We start from the raw sequence: 18,905 nt of genomic DNA on the forward strand, positions 1-18,905 counted from the left end.
TCCTCACAGTCGAATCGACAGGCCATCGGCCAGCGATTGGCGATAGGCCCGCCAGGCCGGCACGCTGCCCATCAGCAGTGCCGCCAGCAGGATAGCGCCGAGCAGGCTCCACTCATAGGTGCTTGGCCAGGCAAGCGGCAGATACAGCCCGTAAAGGCTCTGCAGCGGCGACTGGGCAACAGCGATGCCGAGATAAAGCAATGCCAGGCCCAGCAGTGTTCCTGCCAAAGCCAGTCCGAATGCCTCGATGATCAGCAGCGCTGCGATGTGCCAGGGCCGGGCCCCGACGGAGCGCAGAATGGCCATCTCACGGCGGCGCTCGTTGAGGCTGGTGAGGATCGCCGTCAGCATGCCGATCAGGCCGGTCAGCACGACGAACAGTGAAACCACGAACAGCGCCTTCTCGGCCGTACCCATCAGGCTCCACAGTTCCTGTAGAGCAACGCCGGGCAGAATCGCCAGCAGTGGCTCGCCGCGGTACTGGTTGATCTCCCTCTGCAGGGTGAAGGTAGCGATCTTGCTGTTGAGACCTAGCAGGAATGCGGTGATCTGCTGCGGCTGAAGGTCGAGCTGGCGCGCCTGCTCGGCGTCGATGCGTGCTGCGCCGCGGGCCGGCATACCGTTCTGCCAATCGACGTGCAGCGCTTCCATGCCTTCAAGGCTGATGTGCAGGGTGCGGTCAACCGGCGTGCCGGTGCGCTGCAGCACGCCGACCACACGGAAGGGCTTGTCATCGTGCTGAACCAGGCTGACACGAGCTACGCCATGGGCTAGGACGATGCTGTCATCCAGCTGGTAGCCCAGCGCATTGGCCACTTCCGCGCCAAGCACGACCTCGAACGGATCGCTTTCGAAGGCACGGCCTTGGGCCAGTTGCAGTGGCTGTTTGCGGCCGTAACGGTAGTGCTCGAAATAAGTGGTGCTGGTGCCCATCACGCGATAACCGCGATGGGAATCGCCCAGCGAAATGGGGATGGCCCAGTCGACCCGCGGGTGCTCGGCGAAGCGCTGGTAGCTGTCCCAGCGAATATTGTTGGTTGCGTTGCCGATGCGGAACACCGAATAGAGCAACAGATTGACCGAGCCGGAACGTGCGCCGACCACCAGGTCAGTGCCGCTGATGGTGCTGGCGAAGCTCGCACGGGTTTCATTGCGCACCCGTTCGACGGCGAGCAATAGGCATACCGACAGAGCAATGGCGAATACGGTCAGCAAAGCTGTGAAGCGACGATTGTTCAGGCTCGCCAGGGCCAGGCGCAGGAGATACATCGACTAAAGCTCCGGATTGCTGGCGGCACGGTTGAGATCGGCCAGCGACAGGCTGCGATCGAACATCGGCGCCAGGCTCTGGTCATGGCTGACGAACAACAGGCTTGCTCCGGCGGCGCGGCATTCGGAAAACAGTAGCTGGAGGAAGGCCTCGCGACTGTCTGCATCCAGCGCTGAGGTCGGTTCGTCGGCGATGACCAGTTCCGGTTGGCCGATCAGTGCGCGGGCGGCCGCAACGCGCTGCTGCTGGCCGATCGAGAGCGCGTCGGCGCGGCGCTCGAACAGCTCCTGTGCTAGGCCCAGATGCTCCAGCAGGCTCGCCGCCGCGGCATCCGTACTGCCATGACGCTTGCGCGCACGTTCGGCGCGCAACCGCGAAAAATGGCAGGGCAGGCCGACGTTCTCGCGTACCGAAAGGAAGGGCAGCAGGTTGAACTGCTGGAAGATGTAGCCGGTGTGATCGACACGAAAGCGGTCCCGCGCCCCTGCCGAGAGGCTGCCAAGGTCGCGGTCAAGCAGGCGGATGCTGCCGCGCCCGGCCTTCTGTACGCCACCGATCAGCCCTAGCAGCGTGGTCTTGCCGCTGCCCGATGGGCCTTTGAGGAACAGGCTTTCGCCGTGCTCGAGGCGAAACGTGGGAATGTCCAGCAGCTCGGCCTGGCGGGGCCAGGCAAAGCCGAGACTGTCTATTGCAAGTAGAGGAGCAGTCATCAAGGTCCAGAGTGTTTCAGAATGGCAGCTGCGCGCGCGCGGGGGTCAGTTCCACGCCCTGTTGGCCGTTGGGGCCGATCAGTTGTACCTGAATCTTCTCCGTGCCGGGAAAGCTTTCGAACAGGCCTTTCAGGTTCAGCGCGTGCAGTGCATCTGGGTTGCTGCAGTCGAGCTGATAGCGCGCCGCGATATCGCTGTGCCCGCCGTCTTCGTGCTCGTGCTCGTGCTCGTGCTCGTGCTTATGCTCATTCTTGTGCTCATGGTCGTGGTCGTCGCCGCGCTTGTAGCCCGCGTGGGCTGAACCGAGCAGCTCGCCTTCGAAGTGCTGTTCGCTCACCGTGCATTCCGCTGCGGAGGGTAGGCCGAACAAACCTTGCGGCTGTTCCAGTTGCGCGCGGGCATTGGCAATCTTCGCCTCATCCGCCGCACTGGCAGGGGCGTGTTCGAAACCGAGCAGATTCATCGCCGGGCTGGTCAGCTCCAATTCCAGCCGCTTGCCGTCCAATGCGACGTTCAGCTGCGCCGCGCCGTGCTCGTGGGCCGCCAGGCTGGCGGCTTCTTCATGCTCATGGTGATGATGGTCTTCATGTGCGTAGCTGTAACTTAAGGGCAGCAAAAGTACGGGCACGGCAAGCAGTAGGTAGCGCATGGTCAGCTCCATCGAAAGGGTCGTTACGTTATAACAACTTTGCCGTGTGGCTGGCCAGTCTGTTGCCGTCATGTGAGCATGAGTGCATATCTCAGGAGAGGGCAGCATGATTCGAATCCGCGGAAGCATAGGGGATTGGCCAGTCGATCTCGAGATCGAGTTGGACGCGCAGGACTGGTCGAACCTGACGCGAAGTATCGGGCATGTTGAGGTGGCTGCGAGCAGCCGGACGATGGCTGCCTCGCCGCCAGCCGATGCCCTGTGGCACAGCGCCCGTGAGCGCCTGCGCTGCGCCGGCAAGCTGGACGGGCCTGAGCTGCTCGCTGAGCTGGAGGCGCTTACCGGCAGTGCGCAGCTGGCCAAACGGTTGCTGGTGCGCTTGCGTCACTGCGACGAGGTCAAAGTCGAGCATGGTGCCGATGCGGCTTGCTATCACTGGATCGGCGAGCCGTCCTGAGGGGTGGCTTGCCGCTCTGACGGTCAGTAGATCGCCTGATAGAGCTTGCGACGGTACAGCGTCACCAGTGGGTGGTCGTTGCCAAGCAGATCGAAGACCTGCAGCAGCGTCTTGTGCGGTTGCCCGTCGGCATAGCCCCGGTTACGCGCGAACAGCTTGAGCAGACCGTCGAGCGCGGCCTCGTATTGCTGGCGAGCCAGCTGCTGAATGGCCAACTGATAGGCCGCTTCATCGTCCTCGCCGTTCTGCGCCAGGCGACTCTTCAGCGTGGCCACTTCGGGCAGATCATTGGCCTGACGCAAAAACGTGAGCTGGGCGCGCGCGCCGGCCAGTGCCTGCTTGTGCTCGTCGCCTTTCACTGCATTGAGCACCGTTTCCGCCTCGCCCAGTTCGCCGCGCTCGGCCAGGCAACGGGCATACAGAATCAGGCCTGCGCCGTTTTCATTGTCTTCGCCAAGCAGCTGCTGCAGCTGCGCTTCAGCGTCTGCAAAACGGCCCTCTGCGAAGAGCGCCTGGGCGCTTTCCAGCAGGTTGCCCTGCGGCGCCTCCGGGGCTTGGACATGCGGCTCGAGCATGGCGCGAATGGCTGATTCCGGTTGTGCACCGGCAAAGCCATCCACCGGCTGGCCGTCCTTGAACAGTACTACGGTTGGCAGGCTGCGGACGCCGAAGCGGGCCACGACATCCGGTTCGACGTCGCAATTGACCTTGGCCAGCAGCAGCTCGCCCTGATACTCCTCGGCGATCTTCGCCAGCATTGGCATCAGCGCCTTACACGGCGCGCACCATTCGGCCCAGAAGTCGACCAGTACCGGCTTGTGAAACGAGTTTTCGAGCACCAGCTGTTCGAAGCTGGCGGTAGTGACATCGAAGATATAGGGCGTCTGGCTCATCGGGATTCTCGTGGGCACAAATGACAGGAAAGGCGTGCATGGTATGTGGGGGCGCTTGACTTCGGAAGCAAGGGCTCGCATGCGGCGGGGTATTGGACTATGGTTTCGCCGCCCGGCGCGGCAGGGCACTTGCCTGCGGCGTTGAGGCAACACCTTTTTCCTAGACCGGTGCGGCGTTTGCAGTCGCGCGTCAAAGGAGTTGTACATGAGTTTCCTCTCCGACTTCCGGGAGCGCTATCTCGTGCGCTTCTGGTCGCCATTGCCCGCGCTTGTTGCGCTAGGCGTCGCCTCCGCTTACTACTTTGCCATCACCGGCACCTTCTGGGCCGTCACCGGAGAGTTCACCCGCTGGGGTGGACACGTCATTTCCTGGTTTGGTTACGCGCCCGAGGAGTGGAGCTACTTCAAGCTGATCGGCTTGTCCGGCACGCCGCTCGATCGTGTAGATGGCGTGATGATCATCGGTATGTTGCTTGGCGCACTTTGCGCGGCGCTGTGGGCGAACAACGTCAGCCTGCGCTGGCCGACGAGTAAACGACGTTTGCTGCAGGGGCTGATCGGCGGGGTGATCGCCGGCTTCGGCGCGCGCCTGGCGATGGGCTGCAACCTGGCGGCCTTCTTCACCGGCATTCCGATGTTCTCGCTGCATGCCTGGGCCTTCATGCTGGCCACCGTGGGTGGCGCCTGGATTGGCGTGAAGATCTGCCTGCTACCCTGGCTGCGCACGCCGCTGAAGGTCGGTAGCCAGGCCAGTTCCCTGTTTGGCGACATGGAAGGCACACGGCGGCGGGCCACATTACAGGCCCGAATCGGCACGGCGGTTGCGGTGCTCGCGATCGCGTTCGCCGCCTGGCGCTTCGATGCTTCGCTGGTGCTCGGCATGGCCGTGCTATTCGGCTTGTTGTTCGGCGGGCTGATCGAGCGCGCACAGATCTGCTTCACCAGCGCTGCCCGCGATCTCTGGACCACCGGCCGCACCCGCGCCGCCTACGGCATCCTGCTGGGCATGGCGGTGGCCTGCGTCGGTACTTTCGGCGCCATCGCGCTGGGGGCAAGCCCGAAGATTTTCTGGATGGGCCCAAACGCAATCATCGGTGGTGTGCTGTTCGGCGTCGGTATCGTCGTCGCTGGCGGCTGCGAAACCGGCTGGATGTATCGCGCCATGGAAGGGCAGGTGCACTTCTGGGTGGTCGGCGTCGGTAATGTCATCGGCGGCACATTGGTCGCCGTCTACTGGGACCAACTCGGCACATCGCTGGCGCTGCCCTATCCGAAGATCAATCTGCTGGAGAGCTTCGGCCCGGCCAGTGGTTTGCTATTGACCTTTGCCGGCCTGGCCATCGCCATGTTGCTGGTGCACCTCAATGCCCGTCGTTTCCAATCGAAAAGGAGTCCTGCCCGTGAGCCAGGCCAAACCGAATCTCTCGCTTGATCTACGTGGCGAGCATTGCCCGTACAACGCCATCGCTACGCTGGAAACCCTGGAAACGATGCAGCCGGGTCAGTTGCTCGAGGTGGTGACCGATTGCTCGCAGTCGGTGCATGGCATTCCGGAGGACACCAAATCCAAGGGCTATAACTGCCTGGCGGTGGAGCAACATGGCGCACTGTTTCGTTTTCTAATCGAAGTGCCACGTTGAACGACAGTGCCATGGCGGCCCTGAGCGGTCGCTACGGCGCAGCCAGAGACCAGCTTCCCAGTTCGTCGTAGCGCACACCATCCTCCGTATTGCGGGAGCGGTAGAGCACGAAGCGGTCGACGTGCCAGCTGAAATCCGGTGCCGGTTTCTGCGCTCGGCTCCGGGCCTGGCGGCTCAACGTCAGGTGTGGCAGGAATGGCCGGCAGTCGAGCACCACGCCAAGCGCCGCCAGCCGTTCGGTCAGTGCTTCGACCAGCTGCAGCAGTTCGGAAGGTGTGGAGGAAGGCTGCAGGCAGATGAAGCCTTTACCGATGGTGGTCAGGCGGTCGAGCGAGAGGTTGAATGAGTCGGCCCGCACCGTCGCGGCCATTTGCAACAGGGCATCGAGGTGATTCTTCGGTTGCTCGCCGATAAAGGCCAGAGTCAGGTGCAGGTTGACGCGTGCCACGGCCCGGCCGTCGAGAGCCTGGCTGTCACGCCAGGTGCAGATGGCCTCTGCCTGCGCGGGTGGACAGGGCAGGGCAAAGAACAGACGCAGGGTGTCGTCGATCATGTCTGGTCTCCGGTCGCGGCGGCACATCTCGGCGGAAAACGTTTCGCGGTTTTCCACGCTACCTCAGACTCTTCAACTTTTATTTCCTTGCGGCGTGATAGAGGCTAACGCGCCTGAATTCCGCAGGCTCTGCCAGATCCGGCCAGGTGCAGGCATCCAGCACGTCCAGACGCCGATAGAGCGGATGAGCAAAATCGCGCACCCGTGAGTCGGCCACCAGTGCTTCGCGTCCGCGACTGAGGAAGTGATCCAGCAGCGGCAGGTTGGCGCGATCGTAGAGCACGTCGGCAACGATGATCAGGTCGTAGCGATCCGCTTCGCCGAAGAAGTCCTGCGAATAGCATAGCTCGACCTCGTTCAGCGCGGCGTTGGCCTGGCAGGCGGCGAGCGCCAGCGGATCGAGATCGCAGGCCACCACTTCGACTGCGCCAGCCTTGGCGGCAGCGATGGCGGCGACGCCCGAGCCCGCGCCGAAATCCAGTACGCGCTTGCCGCGCACCCATTCGGGTCTTTCGGCCAACCAATGGGCCAGCACCAGTCCGCTGGCCCAGCAGAAGCACCAATACGGCGGGTCCTCGAGAATCCGCCGGGTTTCCTCTGGGCTGAAGGCACGGTTCATGTTGGCCGCATCAATCAGCCAGAGTCGCAGATCGGTCCCCGGCAGCCGCTCGGCTGTCAGACGCGCATCGCCCAGCAGATCGTTCAGTGCCGCCTGTAAGGGTGCCGGTGCCGTCACGGCGCCGGAACCAGCTGCAACGGGCCGAGGGCCTGGCTGGCTGGGCTTGAGATGGTCCGCGATGGCAGTTTCATGATCAATTGGCCGGCTCGGGTGACCCGGCCGCGCAGTTCCACGCGCTGGCCAGTGGGGAAAGCATCGGGATTGAATTGCAGGATGAAGGGCAGTTCGCTGTCGCGGCCCTTGAGCTGCACGTTGCTCAGCAGGCGGTCCGGCTGGTCACGGCGATCCACCTCCAGCAGCGCCAGCTCAACGTCGCTGCCTGCCGGCGCACCGATGAGGCTGCCACTCAGTTCGTTGAGCAGCTTGGAGTGGGGTGCGCTGCTCATCTCGACAGGTGCCGATGGCGGTTCGCTGGGCTGACTGCTGCAGCCCGCAAGAAGGGCCAGCAAAGCGGGCAAAACGAGTAGACGTGGCGGCACGGAAAGGCTCCTGAACGACGGGGTGCGGGCTTGTATAGCAGCAAAGTCGTCGCCTTGTCTTGCCGGTCGGATGCGCTACCATGGCCGTCCCGACGTACGACCGATTTCAGCCAAATGCATTGTCCCTTCTGTGCCGCCAACGATACCAAGGTCATCGATTCCCGCCTGGTTGCCGAAGGCGACCAGGTGCGCCGTCGCCGCGAGTGTCTGGCTTGTGGCGAGCGTTTCACCACCTTCGAAACCGCCGAGCTGGTGATGCCACGCTTGATCAAGTCCGACGGCAGCCGCCAGCCGTTCGACGAGCAGAAGCTGCGCGCCGGCATGCAGCGTGCGCTGGAGAAGCGTCCGGTCAGCGTCGAGCGTCTCGAAGCAGCGATTGCCCATATCAAGCATCAGCTGCGTGCCACTGGCGAACGCGAAATCAAGTCGCGGGTGCTGGGCGAGCTGGTGATGGCCGAGCTGCAGAAGCTCGACGAGGTCGCCTATATCCGCTTCGCCTCCGTCTACCGCCGCTTCCAGGACCTCAACGAATTCCGCGAGGAAATCGAGCGGCTGTCCCGCGAGCCGGCCAAGCCCGAATGACAACCGATAACGCCTGGATGGCCCGGGCGCTGCAGTTGGCGCGCAAGGGACTGTATTCGACCCACCCAAACCCGCGGGTCGGCTGCGTCATCGTCGCTGATGGTGAGTTGGTCGGTGAAGGCTGGCACGTTCGTGCCGGCGAGCCGCATGCCGAAATCCATGCGCTGCGCCAGGCGGGTGAGCGCGCCCGCGGTGCCACCGCCTACGTCACCCTCGAACCCTGCAGCCATTACGGGCGCACGCCGCCCTGTGCCGAAGCGCTGGTCAAGGCCGGTGTCGGCCGCGTGGTGGCGGCCATGCAGGATCCCAATCCGCAGGTCGCCGGGAACGGTCTGGAGCTGCTGCGCAGCGCCGGTATCGAAGTCGCCAGCGGCGTGCTGGAAGGCGAGGCGCGGGAACTCAATGCGGGCTTTATCAAGCGCATGGAAAGCGGCCTGCCGTTCGTTCGCGCCAAGCTGGCGATGAGCCTGGACGGGCGCACCGCGATGGCCAGCGGCGAGAGTCAGTGGATCACCGGGCCGGCGGCACGCGCCGAGGTGCAGCGCCTGCGCGCTCGCTCCAGCGTCGTGCTGACCGGCGCCGATACGGTGCTGATGGACGCCGCGCGGCTGACCGTGCGTGGCGATGAACTGGGGCTGGACGCGGAAACCACCGCGCTGGCGCTGCAGCGCCAGCCGCTGCGGGTGCTGGTCGATGGTCGGCTGCGAGTGCCGCTGGATGCGCCGTTCTTTCAGGCTGGTCCAGCGCTGGTCGTCACGGCGGTCGCTGGTTGCGAGGAGACCTATCGTCGCGCCGGCCATGAGGCGCTGGTGCTGGGACAGGAGCGGGTCGACCTGACCGCGCTGCTGCGCGAGCTGGCTGCCCGTGGTGCCAACGAGGTGCTGGTCGAGGCCGGCCCGCGGCTGGTCGGTGCGTTCGCCAGTCTCGGCCTGATCGACGAATACCAGGTGTTCATGGCAGCCAAGTTTCTCGGCTCCACGGCGCGCCCGCTGCTGGAGCTGCCTCTGGAATGCATGACCGAGGCGCGCGAGCTGAAGATTGTCGACATCCGTGCGGTGGGTGATGACTGGAAGATCGTGGCGCGCCCGGCCAACTGATCGGCAACGCATGCCGGCAGCGTCTGCCGATAGCCTTCGTCTTGCACCCTCATAGCTGCTATCTGGCGATATCGGGCTGCCCCGCGCCGCTATTTGTGTTAAAAACGCTGCCGGGCCGCAAGCGGCCCAACGTTCTCAGGGCGGGGTGCGATTCCCCACCGGCGGTAATGGCGCAGTTACAAGGATGAAAGCGTAGCGAGCGCTGAGCAGGCAAGGCGTGATTCGACGAGAAGGCGGAGTTTACCCTGGTAAATGAGTACTTCGAGGAGGACCACAACGCAGCATGCTCTGCGCGCAGTAGCTTTCAATCGCGTCTAGCCCGCGAGCGCTTGCCTAGGCAAGGTCAGCAGACCCGGTGTGATTCCGGGGCCGACGGTATAGTCCGGATGAGAGAGCGGGATATCCCGATGGACGCCGTCCGTGCGCCCGTCATGCATCCCTATCGATCCGTAGCGCCCTGTTTTTCAAAAACAGGAGTTCGTCGTATGCAACGTTTTACCCGCCTTCCACGGGAGGCCACATGTTCACCGGAATAATCGAAGCCATCGGCACCATCCGTGCGCTCACGCCCAAGGGCGGCGACGTACGCGTGCTGGTCGAAACCGGCAAGCTGGATCTGGGCGACGTCAAACTGGGCGACAGCATCGCGGTCAACGGCGTCTGCCTGACTGCGGTCGAGCTGCCGGGCAACGGCTTCTGGGCCGATGTCAGTCGCGAAACCCTCGCGCGCACCGCCTTTATCGATCTCAAGGTCGGCAGCCGGGTCAACCTGGAAAAGGCCCTGACCCCTACCAGCCGCCTCGGCGGCCATCTGGTCAGCGGTCATGTCGACGGTGTCGGTGAGGTCGTCTCCCGGGAAGATAATGCACGTGCGGTGCAGTTTCGCATCCGTGCCCCGCGCGAGCTGGCCAAGTACATCGCGCTGAAGGGCTCAATCACCGTCGACGGCACCAGCCTCACGGTCAACGCGGTCAATGGCGCCGAATTCGAGCTGACCATCGTGCCGCACACCCTCGGCGAAACCATCATGGCCGACTACCGCCCCGGGCGGCAGGTGAACCTGGAAGTCGACCTGCTGGCGCGTTACCTGGAGCGCCTGATGATGGGCGACAAGGCCGCCGAACCCAAGGCCTCGGGGCTCACCGAAGGTTTTCTCGCCGAGCACGGCTACCTGAAGAATTGAGGAGACGCCCCATGGCGCTCAATACCGCTGAAGAACTGATCGAAGACATCCGCGCCGGCAAGATGGTCATCCTCATGGATGACGAGGATCGCGAGAACGAGGGCGACATCATCGTCGCTTCCGAATGCGTCACCGCCGAGCACATCAACTTCATGGCGCGCTTCGCCCGCGGCCTGATCTGCATGCCGATGACCCGCGAGCGCTGCGAACTGCTCAAGCTGCCGCTGATGGCGCCGCGCAACGGCTCGGGCTTCGGCACCAAGTTCACCGTCTCCATCGAGGCCGCCGAAGGGGTGACCACCGGCATCTCCGCTGCCGACCGTGCGCGTACCGTGCAGGCTGCTGTGGCGCGCAATGCCGTGGCCGAGGACATCGTCAGCCCCGGTCATATCTTCCCGTTGATGGCCCAGCCCGGCGGCGTGCTGGCGCGTGCCGGCCATACCGAAGCGGCCTGCGACCTGGCGCGCATGGGTGGTTTTGAGCCGAGCGGGGTGATCTGCGAGATCATGAATGACGACGGCACCATGGCGCGCCGTCCTGAGCTGGAAGCCTTCGCCGAGCAGCACGGGTTGAAGATCGGCACCATCGCCGACCTGATCCACTACCGCATGATCCACGAGCGTACCGTCGAGCGGGTTTCCGAACAGCCGCTGGAAACCGAGCTGGGCCAGTTCAACCTGGTCACCTACCGCGACGGCGTCGAGGACACCGTGCACATGGCGCTGACCCGCGGCGAAATCTCCCCGGAGGAGCCGACGCTGGTCCGCGTGCACAACATGGAGCCGCTGCGTGATCTGTTGCTGGTCACCGTGCCGGGCCGCTGGAGCCTGCGCGCGGCGATGAGCGAGGTTGCCAAGGCCGGCAAGGGCGTCGTGCTGCTGCTCGGCAACCCGCTGACCGGCCCGCAGCTGCTGGCGCAGCTGACCCGTCAGCAGCCGCCGACCCCCGCTACCTACAGCACCGTCGGCGCCGGTTCGCAGATCCTGCGTGACCTGGGCGTTCGCAAGATGCGCCTGATGAGCGCGCCAATGAAGTTCAACGCGATATCCGGCTTTGATCTGGAAGTTGTAGAATACCTCCCGGCCGAATAATCAGAGGCGCCGCGCAGTCCGCGGCGCCTTCGTTCTTTAAAGAGATGAGAAAGCACCCATGCCCCTGAAGACCATCGAAGGAACCTTCATCGCCCCGCAGGGCAAGTACGCCCTGGTCGTAGGCCGCTTCAACAGCTTCGTCGTCGAGAGCCTGGTCAGCGGCGCGGTCGACGCGCTGGTTCGCCACGGCGTCAGCGAGAACGACATCACCGTCATCCGCGCACCGGGTGCCTTCGAGATTCCGCTGGTCGCGCAGAAGGTCGCCCAGCAGGGTGAATACGACGCCATCGTCGCCCTCGGCGCGGTCATTCGTGGCGGTACGCCGCACTTCGAATACGTTGCCGGTGAGTGCACCAAGGGCCTTGCTCAGGTCTCCATGGAGTTCGGTGTGCCGGTCGCCTTTGGCGTGCTGACCGTCGATTCCATCGAACAGGCCATCGAGCGCTCCGGCACCAAGGCCGGCAACAAGGGCGCCGAAGCCGCACTTTCCGCACTGGAAATGGTGAGCCTGCTGTCGCAGCTGGAGGCGAAGTGAGCCTGAATCACGACGACAGCCAGGACGCTCCGCAACCTAAGGCCAAGGGCAAGATCGCCACGCGTCGGGTTGCCCGCAGTCTGGCGATGCAGGCGCTATATCAGTGGCACATGGCCGGTCAGAGCCTCAACGAAATCGAGGCGCAGTTTCGCGTCGACAACGATTTCTCCGGCGTTGACGGCAGCTACTTTCATGAGTTGCTGACCGGTGTCGCACGCAGCAAGAGCGAAGTCGACGGTGCCATCGCACCGAATCTCGACCGTCCGCTGGACGAGCTCGATCCGGTTGAGCTGGCAATTCTGCGGCTGTCCACCTATGAGCTGATGCAGCGCATCGACGTGCCTTACCGCGTGGTCATCAACGAAGGCATCGAGCTGGCCAAGGTCTATGGCGCCACCGACGGACACAAGTTCGTCAACGGCGTGCTGGACAAACTGGCCCCCACGCTGCGCAGCGCCGAAGTGCGCAACCACAAGCGCTGAGGGCGGCTCGCCTTGCTGGGTGAGTTCGAGCTGATTCGTCACTACTTCGCCGCCGCCGCTTGTGCCAGGGCCGGCGGCGAAGTCGTTCTCGGCATTGGCGACGATTGTGCCCTGCTGCAGCTTCCTACCGGCGAACAGCTGGCGGTTTCCACCGATACCCTGGTCGCCGGGGTGCATTTCCCTGACTCCTGCGATCCCTTCCTGCTCGGCCAGCGCGCGTTGGCCGTGGCCGCCAGTGACCTTGCCGCCATGGGCGCCACGCCCATCGGCTTCACCCTTGCCCTGAGCCTGCCGAGCGGCGATCCGCTCTGGCTCGCCGAGTTCGCCCGCGGACTGGATGCCATGGCGCTCGACTGCAGCCTGCGTCTGATTGGCGGCGATACCACCCGTGGCACGCTGAGCCTGACCGTCACCGTGTTCGGCCGCGTGCCGTCCGGGCAGGCACTGGTTCGGTCCGGCGCGCAGGTCGGCGATCTGCTCTGCGTCGGCGGCGTGCTGGGCGAGGCAGCCGGCGCGTTGCCGCTGGTGTTGCGGCAGGTCGAAGCCGATGCGGATGTCGCCGAACACCTGCTGGCGCGTTACTGGTCGCCGCAGCCGCAGCTGGCCCTGGGCGAGGTGCTACGAGGCAAGGCCACGGCGGCGCTGGATATCTCCGACGGTCTGCTGGCCGATTGCGGGCATATCGCCAAGGCTTCGGGCGTTGCGCTGCAGATCGAGTGTGATCGCCTGCCGCTATCCGAACCTTTGCGGCGTTTTGCTGGTGAGGCGGAAGCGTTGCGCTGTGCGCTGGCCGGTGGCGACGACTACCTGCTGGCGTTCACCCTGCCGCCCGCTGAGCTATCTGCGTTGCTCGATTCCGGTTGGCCTGTGCATGTCATCGGCTGGGTGTTGGCAGGTGAGGGTGTGCAGCTGATCGATGCGGCGGGCAACGAACTGCCCGTGTCCGAACGTGGCTACAACCATTTCAATGCGTAAGCGCCGCTGCGGAGCAGCCGCTTGCCTCCGATCCGATAAGGAACGCTGTTTTGACTGACTCCTCGCCGGTCGCGGCCAAGCCGCAAAACCTGGTCTGGTCCAACCCCTGGCACAACCTGGCGTTCGGCTTCGGCTCCGGGCTGATGCCCAAGGCACCGGGAACCTGGGGTTCGCTGGTAGCACTGCCGTTCGTGCCGCTGTGGCAACTGCTGCCAGGCTGGGGTTATCTGCTGATGCTCGGCCTGACCATGCTGTTCGGCGTCTGGCTGTGCGGTAAGGTGGCGCGCGAACTCGGTGTGCATGACCATGAAGGCATCGTCTGGGATGAGTTCGTCGGTATCTGGATCACCTTCTGGCTGGTGCCGGAAGGCTGGTATTGGATGCTGCTCGGTTTTGTCATCTTCCGCGTAATGGACATCGCCAAGCCTTGGCCGATCAGCTGGGTCGATCGGCATATCCACGGCGGTTTCGGGATCATGCTCGATGACATCCTTGCAGGCGTCGCGGCCTGGGTCGTTATGCAGGGGCTGGTGGCGCTATTGGTTTGATTGTGCGTCCGGTCGCTGCAGGCGGCTGGCCATTGAAGGATGATCGGCGTCCGGCCCGGGCCTGGTTTCGAGGGAAATTGCCATGCGTAGCATCCACATTCTGTTCGCCAGCCTTTTGCTGTCGCCCGCTCTGGCGCAGGCCGCATCCATGGTGCAGGTGGTCGGGCTGTTTCCGGGAGCGGCGGTGGTCAATGTCGACGGCCAGCGCAAGCTGGTCAAGGTCGGGCAGACTGGCCCAGGCGGCGTTCAGGTAGTCAGTGCCGATGCCAGCGGCGCGGTGCTGCGGGTCGATGGCGTCGAACGTCACTACAACCTGAGTCGCGAATACAGCGGCGCCTACGCCACACCAAGCAAGACCCAACTGAGCGTAGCCAAGGGCACCGGCGGCCATTACTGGATCGCCGGCACTATCAATGGCCAGCCGATCCAGTTTCTCGTCGATACCGGCGCTACCTCGGTGGCGATCAACGAGCATCAGGCCCGCCGCTTGGGTATCGACTATCGGGTCAACGGACGGCCGATGGTGGTGAACACCGCCAGCGGCACGGCGAAGGCCTGGCGGGTGCACCTCAACAGCGTCAAAGTTGGGGCAATCGAGGTTATTGGGGTGGAGGCGGTTGTCGTCGAAGGTGGCTCGCCCACTGAGGCCCTGCTTGGCATGAGCTTCCTCGGTCGCGTCAGCTGGCGCGAGGAGCAGGGTATGCTCGTGCTGGAGTCGAAGACCTCCTAGCACCTGCGCATCCGCTCTCTGGGTGGCACGATTGGCGCTTTCGTCGGCAAACTCTCCGGCCTGACTCGCCTTTTGTTGGTGTTACAATGTCCGCTTTTCTGCCTCTGGGATCTCCGCCCGTGTCTGTCGTGTTCGTCGCCGCTTCCCAACTGCCGACGCCGTTCGGCGTGTTCACCATGCATGGTTTTCTCGACCAGGACACTGGCAAGGAACATGTCGCGCTGACGCTCGGCGATGTGGCCGATGGCAAGCCGGTACTGGGTCGTCTGCACTCCGAGTGCCTGACCGGCGATGCGTTATTCAGCCTGCGCTGTGACTGCGGCTTCCAGCTCGAAGCGGCACTGCGCGCGATTGCCGACGAGGGCCGCGGCGTGCTGCTCTATCTGCGCCAGGAAGGCCGTGGTATCGGCCTGCTGAACAAGATTCGCGCTTACGAACTGCAGGATGCCGGCGCCGACACCGTCGAAGCCAACGAGCGTCTGGGGTTCGCCCCGGACATGCGCGACTACGGCATCTGCCTGCCGATGCTCGAGCACCTGGGCATCGCCGAGATCAAGCTGATGACCAACAACCCACGCAAGGTCAAGGCGCTGCAGGGCTTCGGCATTCGCGTCGCCGAACGCAAGCCATTGCAGATCGCGCATAACCCGTACAACCGCAACTACCTCGCCACTAAGGCCGGCAAGCTCGGCCACATGCTCGGCGAGATTCACCAAGGCGAAGCCGAGCAGTCGTGACGCGCGCCGCCGCCCTTCGCCAGCTCGCACGTGACGGCTGGCTGCATACGCTGCTGATGGTGCTGCCGGTGCTGGTGCTTGGGCGCACATCGGTGGTGTTTGCCGACTGGGGTCTGCCACTCTTCGCTGCAGGCCTCGTCTCGCTGTTCTTCAGCCTGCGGGCCTTCACCCGGTTCAAACATGCACTGATCGCCACCGAACAGGCGCTGAACGGTCCAGTGGAGGACACCGCCTGGAACGATCTGCGTCGCGTTCGCCGTCACGGCCTACTGATCGCCTCATTACCGGCCTGGTTCGGTGCTGCGGGTGCGCTGTTCGGCATGGAGCCGGTTGCCCGCCTGCTGCTGGTATTCGGCAGCCTGGTGTTGCTGGTGCTCTACCGCATTCCGCGGCAATTGCATTGATGCGACGTCTACTCCTCGCTGCGCTGATTTCCCTGGCGTCATTGCCTGCGTTGGCTGCCGAGCGGGTGGTGAGTCTGGCGCCATCGCTCAGCGAGATCATGCTCGAACTCGATGCTGCCGACCGGCTGGTTGGCGTCCTGGATGGTGGCGAGCGCCCTGCCGAGTTGCAGTCAGTGCCTTCGGTTGGGCGCTACGGCCAGGTGGAGATGGAAACCCTGCTCAGCCTGCGCCCTGATCTCGTGCTGCTCTGGCCGGATAGCGTGCCGCGTAGCCAGCGCGAGCAGCTGCAACAGTTCGGTATTCCCATTCTAGTTGTCGAACAAACCCGCCTCGAAGGACTGGCCGAACAATTCGTTGTGGTTGGCAATGCCGTAGGCCGCGTCGAACAAGGCGAGCGGCTGGCGGAGCAATTTCGCGCAGGCCTTGCCGAGTTGCGCAGCCGTTACGTGCGCGCGGAGCCACTGCGGGTGTTCTACCAGATATGGAATCGCCCACTGTATACCCTCGGCGGACGGCAGATCATCAGCGAAGCTATCGAGGTGTGTGGGGGGCAGAACGTTTTCGCCGACCTGACCCTGGCGGCACCTCAGGTCAGCATCGAAGCCGTGCTTGCCCGCGATCCCGAAGTCATCCTGGCCGGTAGCGGTGCGCAGCTGGATGAGTGGCAGGCCTGGCCGCAGCTCAGTGCCGTGCGCAGCGGTCGACTGCTTGAAGTGCCGGACAAGGGGCTGGAGCGGCCGAGCTTCCAGATGCTGGGGGCGATCGGGAAGCTCTGCGAAGTGATGGCGGCAGCGCCCTGAGCGGGCGCGCTGGTAAACGTGATTAGAGCGAGGGAGTCCAGGTGACGGCGAATAGCGCGGTGCGGCCCGCCTCGCGATAACCGTAATTCTGCGACGGATCCCACCAATTAATTCCGTCTGGGCGGTTGTAGGTCGCCAGCGCGTAGTCGCGGTCGAACAGGTTGTTGACCTTGGCTTCCCAACGCAGCGCTGAGTGGCTCTGCCAGGCTGCTCGGACATCGAAAGTGCCGTAGCCGGACAATTCGCGTGTATTGCTGGCGTTGTCGTAGCGGGAGCTGGAAATATGCCAGCCGGCCCCGGCTGATAGCGTGCCGAAAGTGCGATCAAGATCGACGCTGAGCGTGCGCTTTGCACGTCGCGCCAGAGTATGGCCGCTGTCCCGATCGCGAGGATCGATGATGCTCACACCAATATTCGCCTGCCAGCCTAGCAGCTCGCGTGCCGCACTGGCTTCGAAACCATTGATCCGTGCTTGGCTGACGTTCCCCATCCGGTTTTCGCCCCAGGCGATCATGTCTTCGACATCGGTGCGATAAAGCGCGGCTTCCAGCTGGGTCTCGTCGAATTCGGCGCGCCATTGCAACTCATAGGTCTTCGAGGTCTCCGGCTTGAGGTCCGGATTCGGTCCCCATAACGGCGGTCCGTAAAGATCGGAGAATGTCGGAGCGCGGAAGCCTTCGCCATAGCTCAGAATCCAGCGCTGCGACTCACCCACTGGCAGGCTGACCGCGGCATTCCAGCTGTTGTGGCTGCCGAACTGCTGGTTGTCATCGTGGCGTAGCCCCAGCTCGGTGCCGAAGCGCTCGCCTTGAAAGCTGTGCTGGGCAAAGAAAGCCGAATTGTCGCGGCTGTCTTCCTGAAAAATCGTCGCGGAATCGAGTTGGTCTTCATACCAGTCGCCGCCGACGCTCAGTTGGTGGCGCTCGCTCAATTGCAGCCGATTTATCCAGGCCGCCGAATGACGCGTGGTTTCCAACAGGGTGTTGTTCCAAGCGCTGCCGGCGCCGACGGCGTGATTACGATCGAAGCTGCGACCCAGTTCCAGACGGCTATTCCACATGTCGGTCAACTGACCGTCCAGGTAGCCGCTGTAACTGCTGACCCGAAACTCGTCCTGCGGCGTTCCGGGTTCGAAATCATTGGCATCGTCATACTCGTTCTTGCCGCGCTGGTCGTTGAGGCTCAAGCCCGCTTTCCAGTTTGCATCGAACTGGTGATCCAGCTTCAGGTGCAGGGCCTTGTTGCGCTGGCCATCGTTGTCCCGATCGGCGCCGCGGTTGTCGCGGGTGATATCGAAGCCGTCGCGCTCATCGAGGCTGGCGCCGAGGTGGACGCGAGTCTGCTCCGTTCCGGCTGCGAGGCTCAGGCTGCGCTGGAAGGTCTGGTCGCTGCCGGCGGCCAAGCGGACTTCCGGGTTTATTCCGGGTTTGCCGCCACGGGTAAAGATCTGGATGACGCCACCAATGGCATCCGCGCCGTAAAGCGAGGAGCGCGGGCCACGGATCACTTCGACACGCTCGATGTTGTCAATGGCCAAGTAGTCGAGACGGGCGAAGCCGCTGGTGGCTGAAGCAATGCGTTGGCCATCGACCAGCACCAGCGTTTGTGCAGTACCGGTGCCGCGCAGCGATAGCGACGCCACACCGCCAGGGCTGCTCACCTGTACGCCTGGCACACGCCGCAGCAGCTCGGGCACGCTGCGGGCTTGTAGCCGTTCGATATCGGCGCGAGTGAATACGGTATTGGCTGCCGTCGCCTGGGCGCGGGGTTCAGCCTGGCGGGCGGAGGTAATGAGCATGCTTGGCAGCTCCTGCTCAACAGCAAACACCTGCACGCCGGGCAGCAGCGCTACGGCCAGGGCAAGTCGGGACAGTTTCATTCTTGGAATTCCTCAAAAGATCGCAGACTTTTGAGGAGGGCAGGAACAAGCGCGGGGGATGACGGGCAGCAGCGCTTGACGGTGCTGCCCTCCGCAACACCAGTCGAATCCGTCAGGCCGGTCTCCGGGCTTTCGACACGCATCACGCTCACCTTCCCATGTCGGAACACAGTGGCTGTGGAGCGGACGGCGATCCCTGAGGATCGCGGTCGATTACCGTTGCGGGGGCAGCGCCGGCCTTGCTCATCGAGCGCACCGGCTTCCCGTTTAATGCGGACCTTGCGGTCGTGCACACCTGGGCGGATAAGAAAACGCGCGAACCTTACGGCCGGTGCTGGGGAAACACAAGCGGGTGATGCAAAAGCGGGCCAGTGCACGTCAAGCCAGTTGGCGCACGTGCCCGAGGCGAATGCAGGCTGCGCGCCTGCCCAAAGTCAAAAGCTTCGCCCCGAGGGCGGGCCTCCCACAAAAGCAGGCCAGTGCACATCGAACCAGTAGGAGGCGCGCCCTCGCGGCGAAGCAGGCTGTAGAC

The 18,905-nt window shown here is 63.9% G+C and carries 23 protein-coding genes and 1 riboswitch; of the genes, 15 read left to right on the forward strand and 8 right to left on the reverse strand.

Going from position 1 to position 18,905, the window contains the following annotated elements; genetic code table 11:
* Positions 1–3 precede the first annotated feature (3 nt).
* From AAEZ08_RS16720 to AAEZ08_RS16730, 3 genes are read right to left on the reverse strand one after another with little or no spacing between them, the layout of a single operon-like run.
* Positions 4–1,269 carry an ABC transporter permease gene (locus AAEZ08_RS16720; RefSeq protein WP_003281781.1) on the reverse strand — a complete coding sequence of 422 codons (1,266 nt, stop codon included), beginning with the start codon at positions 1,267–1,269 and terminating at the stop codon, positions 4–6.
* Between the two features lie 3 nt (positions 1,270–1,272).
* The gene (locus AAEZ08_RS16725; protein ID WP_003281779.1) at positions 1,273–1,980 is read right to left on the reverse strand and encodes an ABC transporter ATP-binding protein; all 708 of its coding nucleotides are present in this window, start codon (positions 1,978–1,980) and stop codon (positions 1,273–1,275) included.
* A 16-nt stretch (positions 1,981–1,996) separates the two neighbouring features.
* Complete coding sequence (locus AAEZ08_RS16730) at positions 1,997–2,641, reverse strand: DUF2796 domain-containing protein (RefSeq protein ID WP_500124715.1); 645 nt, start codon at positions 2,639–2,641, stop codon at positions 1,997–1,999.
* Positions 2,642–2,735: 94 nt separating this feature from the next.
* Here AAEZ08_RS16730 and AAEZ08_RS16735 point away from each other — a divergent pair, with 94 nt between their 5' ends.
* Positions 2,736–3,086, forward strand: a complete 351-nt coding sequence (locus AAEZ08_RS16735; RefSeq protein WP_003281776.1) for a hypothetical protein — start codon at positions 2,736–2,738, stop codon at positions 3,084–3,086.
* Positions 3,087–3,109: 23 nt separating this feature from the next.
* Here the strand turns inward: AAEZ08_RS16735 and trxA are convergent, their stop codons facing one another.
* On the reverse strand, positions 3,110–3,979 hold the full coding sequence (gene trxA, locus AAEZ08_RS16740; RefSeq protein ID WP_500124716.1) for a thioredoxin: 870 nt from the start codon (positions 3,977–3,979) through the stop codon (positions 3,110–3,112).
* Between the two features lie 205 nt (positions 3,980–4,184).
* On the opposite strand from trxA, the gene yedE reads away from it, so the two are divergent.
* Both yedE and yedF read left to right on the forward strand, forming a co-directional pair.
* Positions 4,185–5,411 (forward strand): selenium metabolism membrane protein YedE/FdhT, encoded by a 1,227-nt coding sequence (gene yedE, locus AAEZ08_RS16745; RefSeq protein WP_500124717.1) that lies wholly within the window; start codon positions 4,185–4,187, stop codon positions 5,409–5,411.
* Positions 5,380–5,619, forward strand: coding sequence for a sulfurtransferase-like selenium metabolism protein YedF (yedF, locus tag AAEZ08_RS16750; protein ID WP_003281770.1), 240 nt, complete (start codon positions 5,380–5,382; stop codon positions 5,617–5,619). Before yedE ends, yedF begins: the two co-directional genes overlap by 32 nt.
* Before the next feature lie 31 nt (positions 5,620–5,650).
* Here yedF and thpR read toward each other — a convergent pair whose 3' ends face one another.
* The 3 genes from thpR to AAEZ08_RS16765 form a co-directional block, all read right to left on the reverse strand.
* The gene (gene thpR, locus AAEZ08_RS16755) at positions 5,651–6,172 is read right to left on the reverse strand and encodes an RNA 2',3'-cyclic phosphodiesterase (protein WP_003281769.1); all 522 of its coding nucleotides are present in this window, start codon (positions 6,170–6,172) and stop codon (positions 5,651–5,653) included.
* Positions 6,173–6,251: 79 nt separating this feature from the next.
* Positions 6,252–6,908, reverse strand: coding sequence for a class I SAM-dependent methyltransferase (locus tag AAEZ08_RS16760; RefSeq protein WP_500124718.1), 657 nt, complete (start codon positions 6,906–6,908; stop codon positions 6,252–6,254).
* Complete coding sequence (locus AAEZ08_RS16765) at positions 6,905–7,330, reverse strand: YbaY family lipoprotein (protein WP_003281767.1); 426 nt, start codon at positions 7,328–7,330, stop codon at positions 6,905–6,907. Before AAEZ08_RS16765 ends, AAEZ08_RS16760 begins: the two co-directional genes overlap by 4 nt.
* A gap of 114 nt (positions 7,331–7,444) precedes the next feature.
* On the opposite strand from AAEZ08_RS16765, the gene nrdR reads away from it, so the two are divergent.
* From nrdR to AAEZ08_RS16825, 12 genes are all read left to right on the forward strand, one after another.
* Positions 7,445–7,912: a transcriptional regulator NrdR gene (nrdR, locus tag AAEZ08_RS16770; protein WP_003281766.1), complete on the forward strand. Its 468-nt coding sequence runs from the start codon at positions 7,445–7,447 to the stop codon at positions 7,910–7,912.
* Entirely contained in the window at positions 7,909–9,009 is a 1,101-nt protein-coding gene (ribD, locus tag AAEZ08_RS16775) for a bifunctional diaminohydroxyphosphoribosylaminopyrimidine deaminase/5-amino-6-(5-phosphoribosylamino)uracil reductase RibD (protein WP_500124719.1), read from the forward strand. Before nrdR ends, ribD begins: the two co-directional genes overlap by 4 nt.
* Positions 9,010–9,529: 520 nt before the next feature.
* Positions 9,530–10,192 (forward strand): riboflavin synthase, encoded by a 663-nt coding sequence (locus AAEZ08_RS16780; protein WP_181067235.1) that lies wholly within the window; start codon positions 9,530–9,532, stop codon positions 10,190–10,192.
* 11 nt (positions 10,193–10,203) lie between these two features.
* Positions 10,204–11,283 carry a bifunctional 3,4-dihydroxy-2-butanone-4-phosphate synthase/GTP cyclohydrolase II gene (gene ribBA, locus AAEZ08_RS16785; protein ID WP_003281762.1) on the forward strand — a complete coding sequence of 360 codons (1,080 nt, stop codon included), beginning with the start codon at positions 10,204–10,206 and terminating at the stop codon, positions 11,281–11,283.
* Between the two features lie 58 nt (positions 11,284–11,341).
* Positions 11,342–11,818 (forward strand): 6,7-dimethyl-8-ribityllumazine synthase, encoded by a 477-nt coding sequence (gene ribH, locus AAEZ08_RS16790; RefSeq protein ID WP_003281761.1) that lies wholly within the window; start codon positions 11,342–11,344, stop codon positions 11,816–11,818.
* 2 nt (positions 11,819–11,820) lie between these two features.
* Positions 11,821–12,300 (forward strand): transcription antitermination factor NusB, encoded by a 480-nt coding sequence (gene nusB, locus AAEZ08_RS16795; RefSeq protein WP_178111420.1) that lies wholly within the window; start codon positions 11,821–11,823, stop codon positions 12,298–12,300.
* 12 nt (positions 12,301–12,312) lie between these two features.
* Positions 12,313–13,275, forward strand: a complete 963-nt coding sequence (gene thiL, locus AAEZ08_RS16800) for a thiamine-phosphate kinase (RefSeq protein WP_500124720.1) — start codon at positions 12,313–12,315, stop codon at positions 13,273–13,275.
* 50 nt (positions 13,276–13,325) lie between these two features.
* The gene (locus AAEZ08_RS16805) at positions 13,326–13,823 is read left to right on the forward strand and encodes a phosphatidylglycerophosphatase A family protein (RefSeq protein WP_045633049.1); all 498 of its coding nucleotides are present in this window, start codon (positions 13,326–13,328) and stop codon (positions 13,821–13,823) included.
* An 82-nt stretch (positions 13,824–13,905) separates the two neighbouring features.
* Positions 13,906–14,553 carry a retropepsin-like aspartic protease family protein gene (locus AAEZ08_RS16810; RefSeq protein WP_045633050.1) on the forward strand — a complete coding sequence of 216 codons (648 nt, stop codon included), beginning with the start codon at positions 13,906–13,908 and terminating at the stop codon, positions 14,551–14,553.
* Between the two features lie 119 nt (positions 14,554–14,672).
* Positions 14,673–15,290 carry a GTP cyclohydrolase II gene (gene ribA, locus AAEZ08_RS16815; RefSeq protein ID WP_041014975.1) on the forward strand — a complete coding sequence of 206 codons (618 nt, stop codon included), beginning with the start codon at positions 14,673–14,675 and terminating at the stop codon, positions 15,288–15,290.
* Positions 15,287–15,694 carry a hypothetical protein gene (locus tag AAEZ08_RS16820; RefSeq protein ID WP_058063762.1) on the forward strand — a complete coding sequence of 136 codons (408 nt, stop codon included), beginning with the start codon at positions 15,287–15,289 and terminating at the stop codon, positions 15,692–15,694. Before ribA ends, AAEZ08_RS16820 begins: the two co-directional genes overlap by 4 nt.
* On the forward strand, positions 15,694–16,494 hold the full coding sequence (locus tag AAEZ08_RS16825) for a cobalamin-binding protein (protein ID WP_500124721.1): 801 nt from the start codon (positions 15,694–15,696) through the stop codon (positions 16,492–16,494). Before AAEZ08_RS16820 ends, AAEZ08_RS16825 begins: the two co-directional genes overlap by 1 nt.
* Positions 16,495–16,516: 22 nt before the next feature.
* Here AAEZ08_RS16825 and AAEZ08_RS16830 read toward each other — a convergent pair whose 3' ends face one another.
* On the reverse strand, positions 16,517–18,373 hold the full coding sequence (locus tag AAEZ08_RS16830) for a TonB-dependent receptor domain-containing protein (RefSeq protein ID WP_500124722.1): 1,857 nt from the start codon (positions 18,371–18,373) through the stop codon (positions 16,517–16,519).
* Between the two features lie 98 nt (positions 18,374–18,471).
* A riboswitch (cobalamin riboswitch) is annotated at positions 18,472–18,688 on the reverse strand.
* Positions 18,689–18,905 lie beyond the last annotated feature (217 nt).

It is taken from the genome of Pseudomonas sp. E45-MNA-CIBAN-0222 (assembly GCF_040310405.1).
Classification (GTDB): Bacteria; Pseudomonadota; Gammaproteobacteria; order Pseudomonadales; family Pseudomonadaceae; genus Stutzerimonas; species Stutzerimonas stutzeri_AC.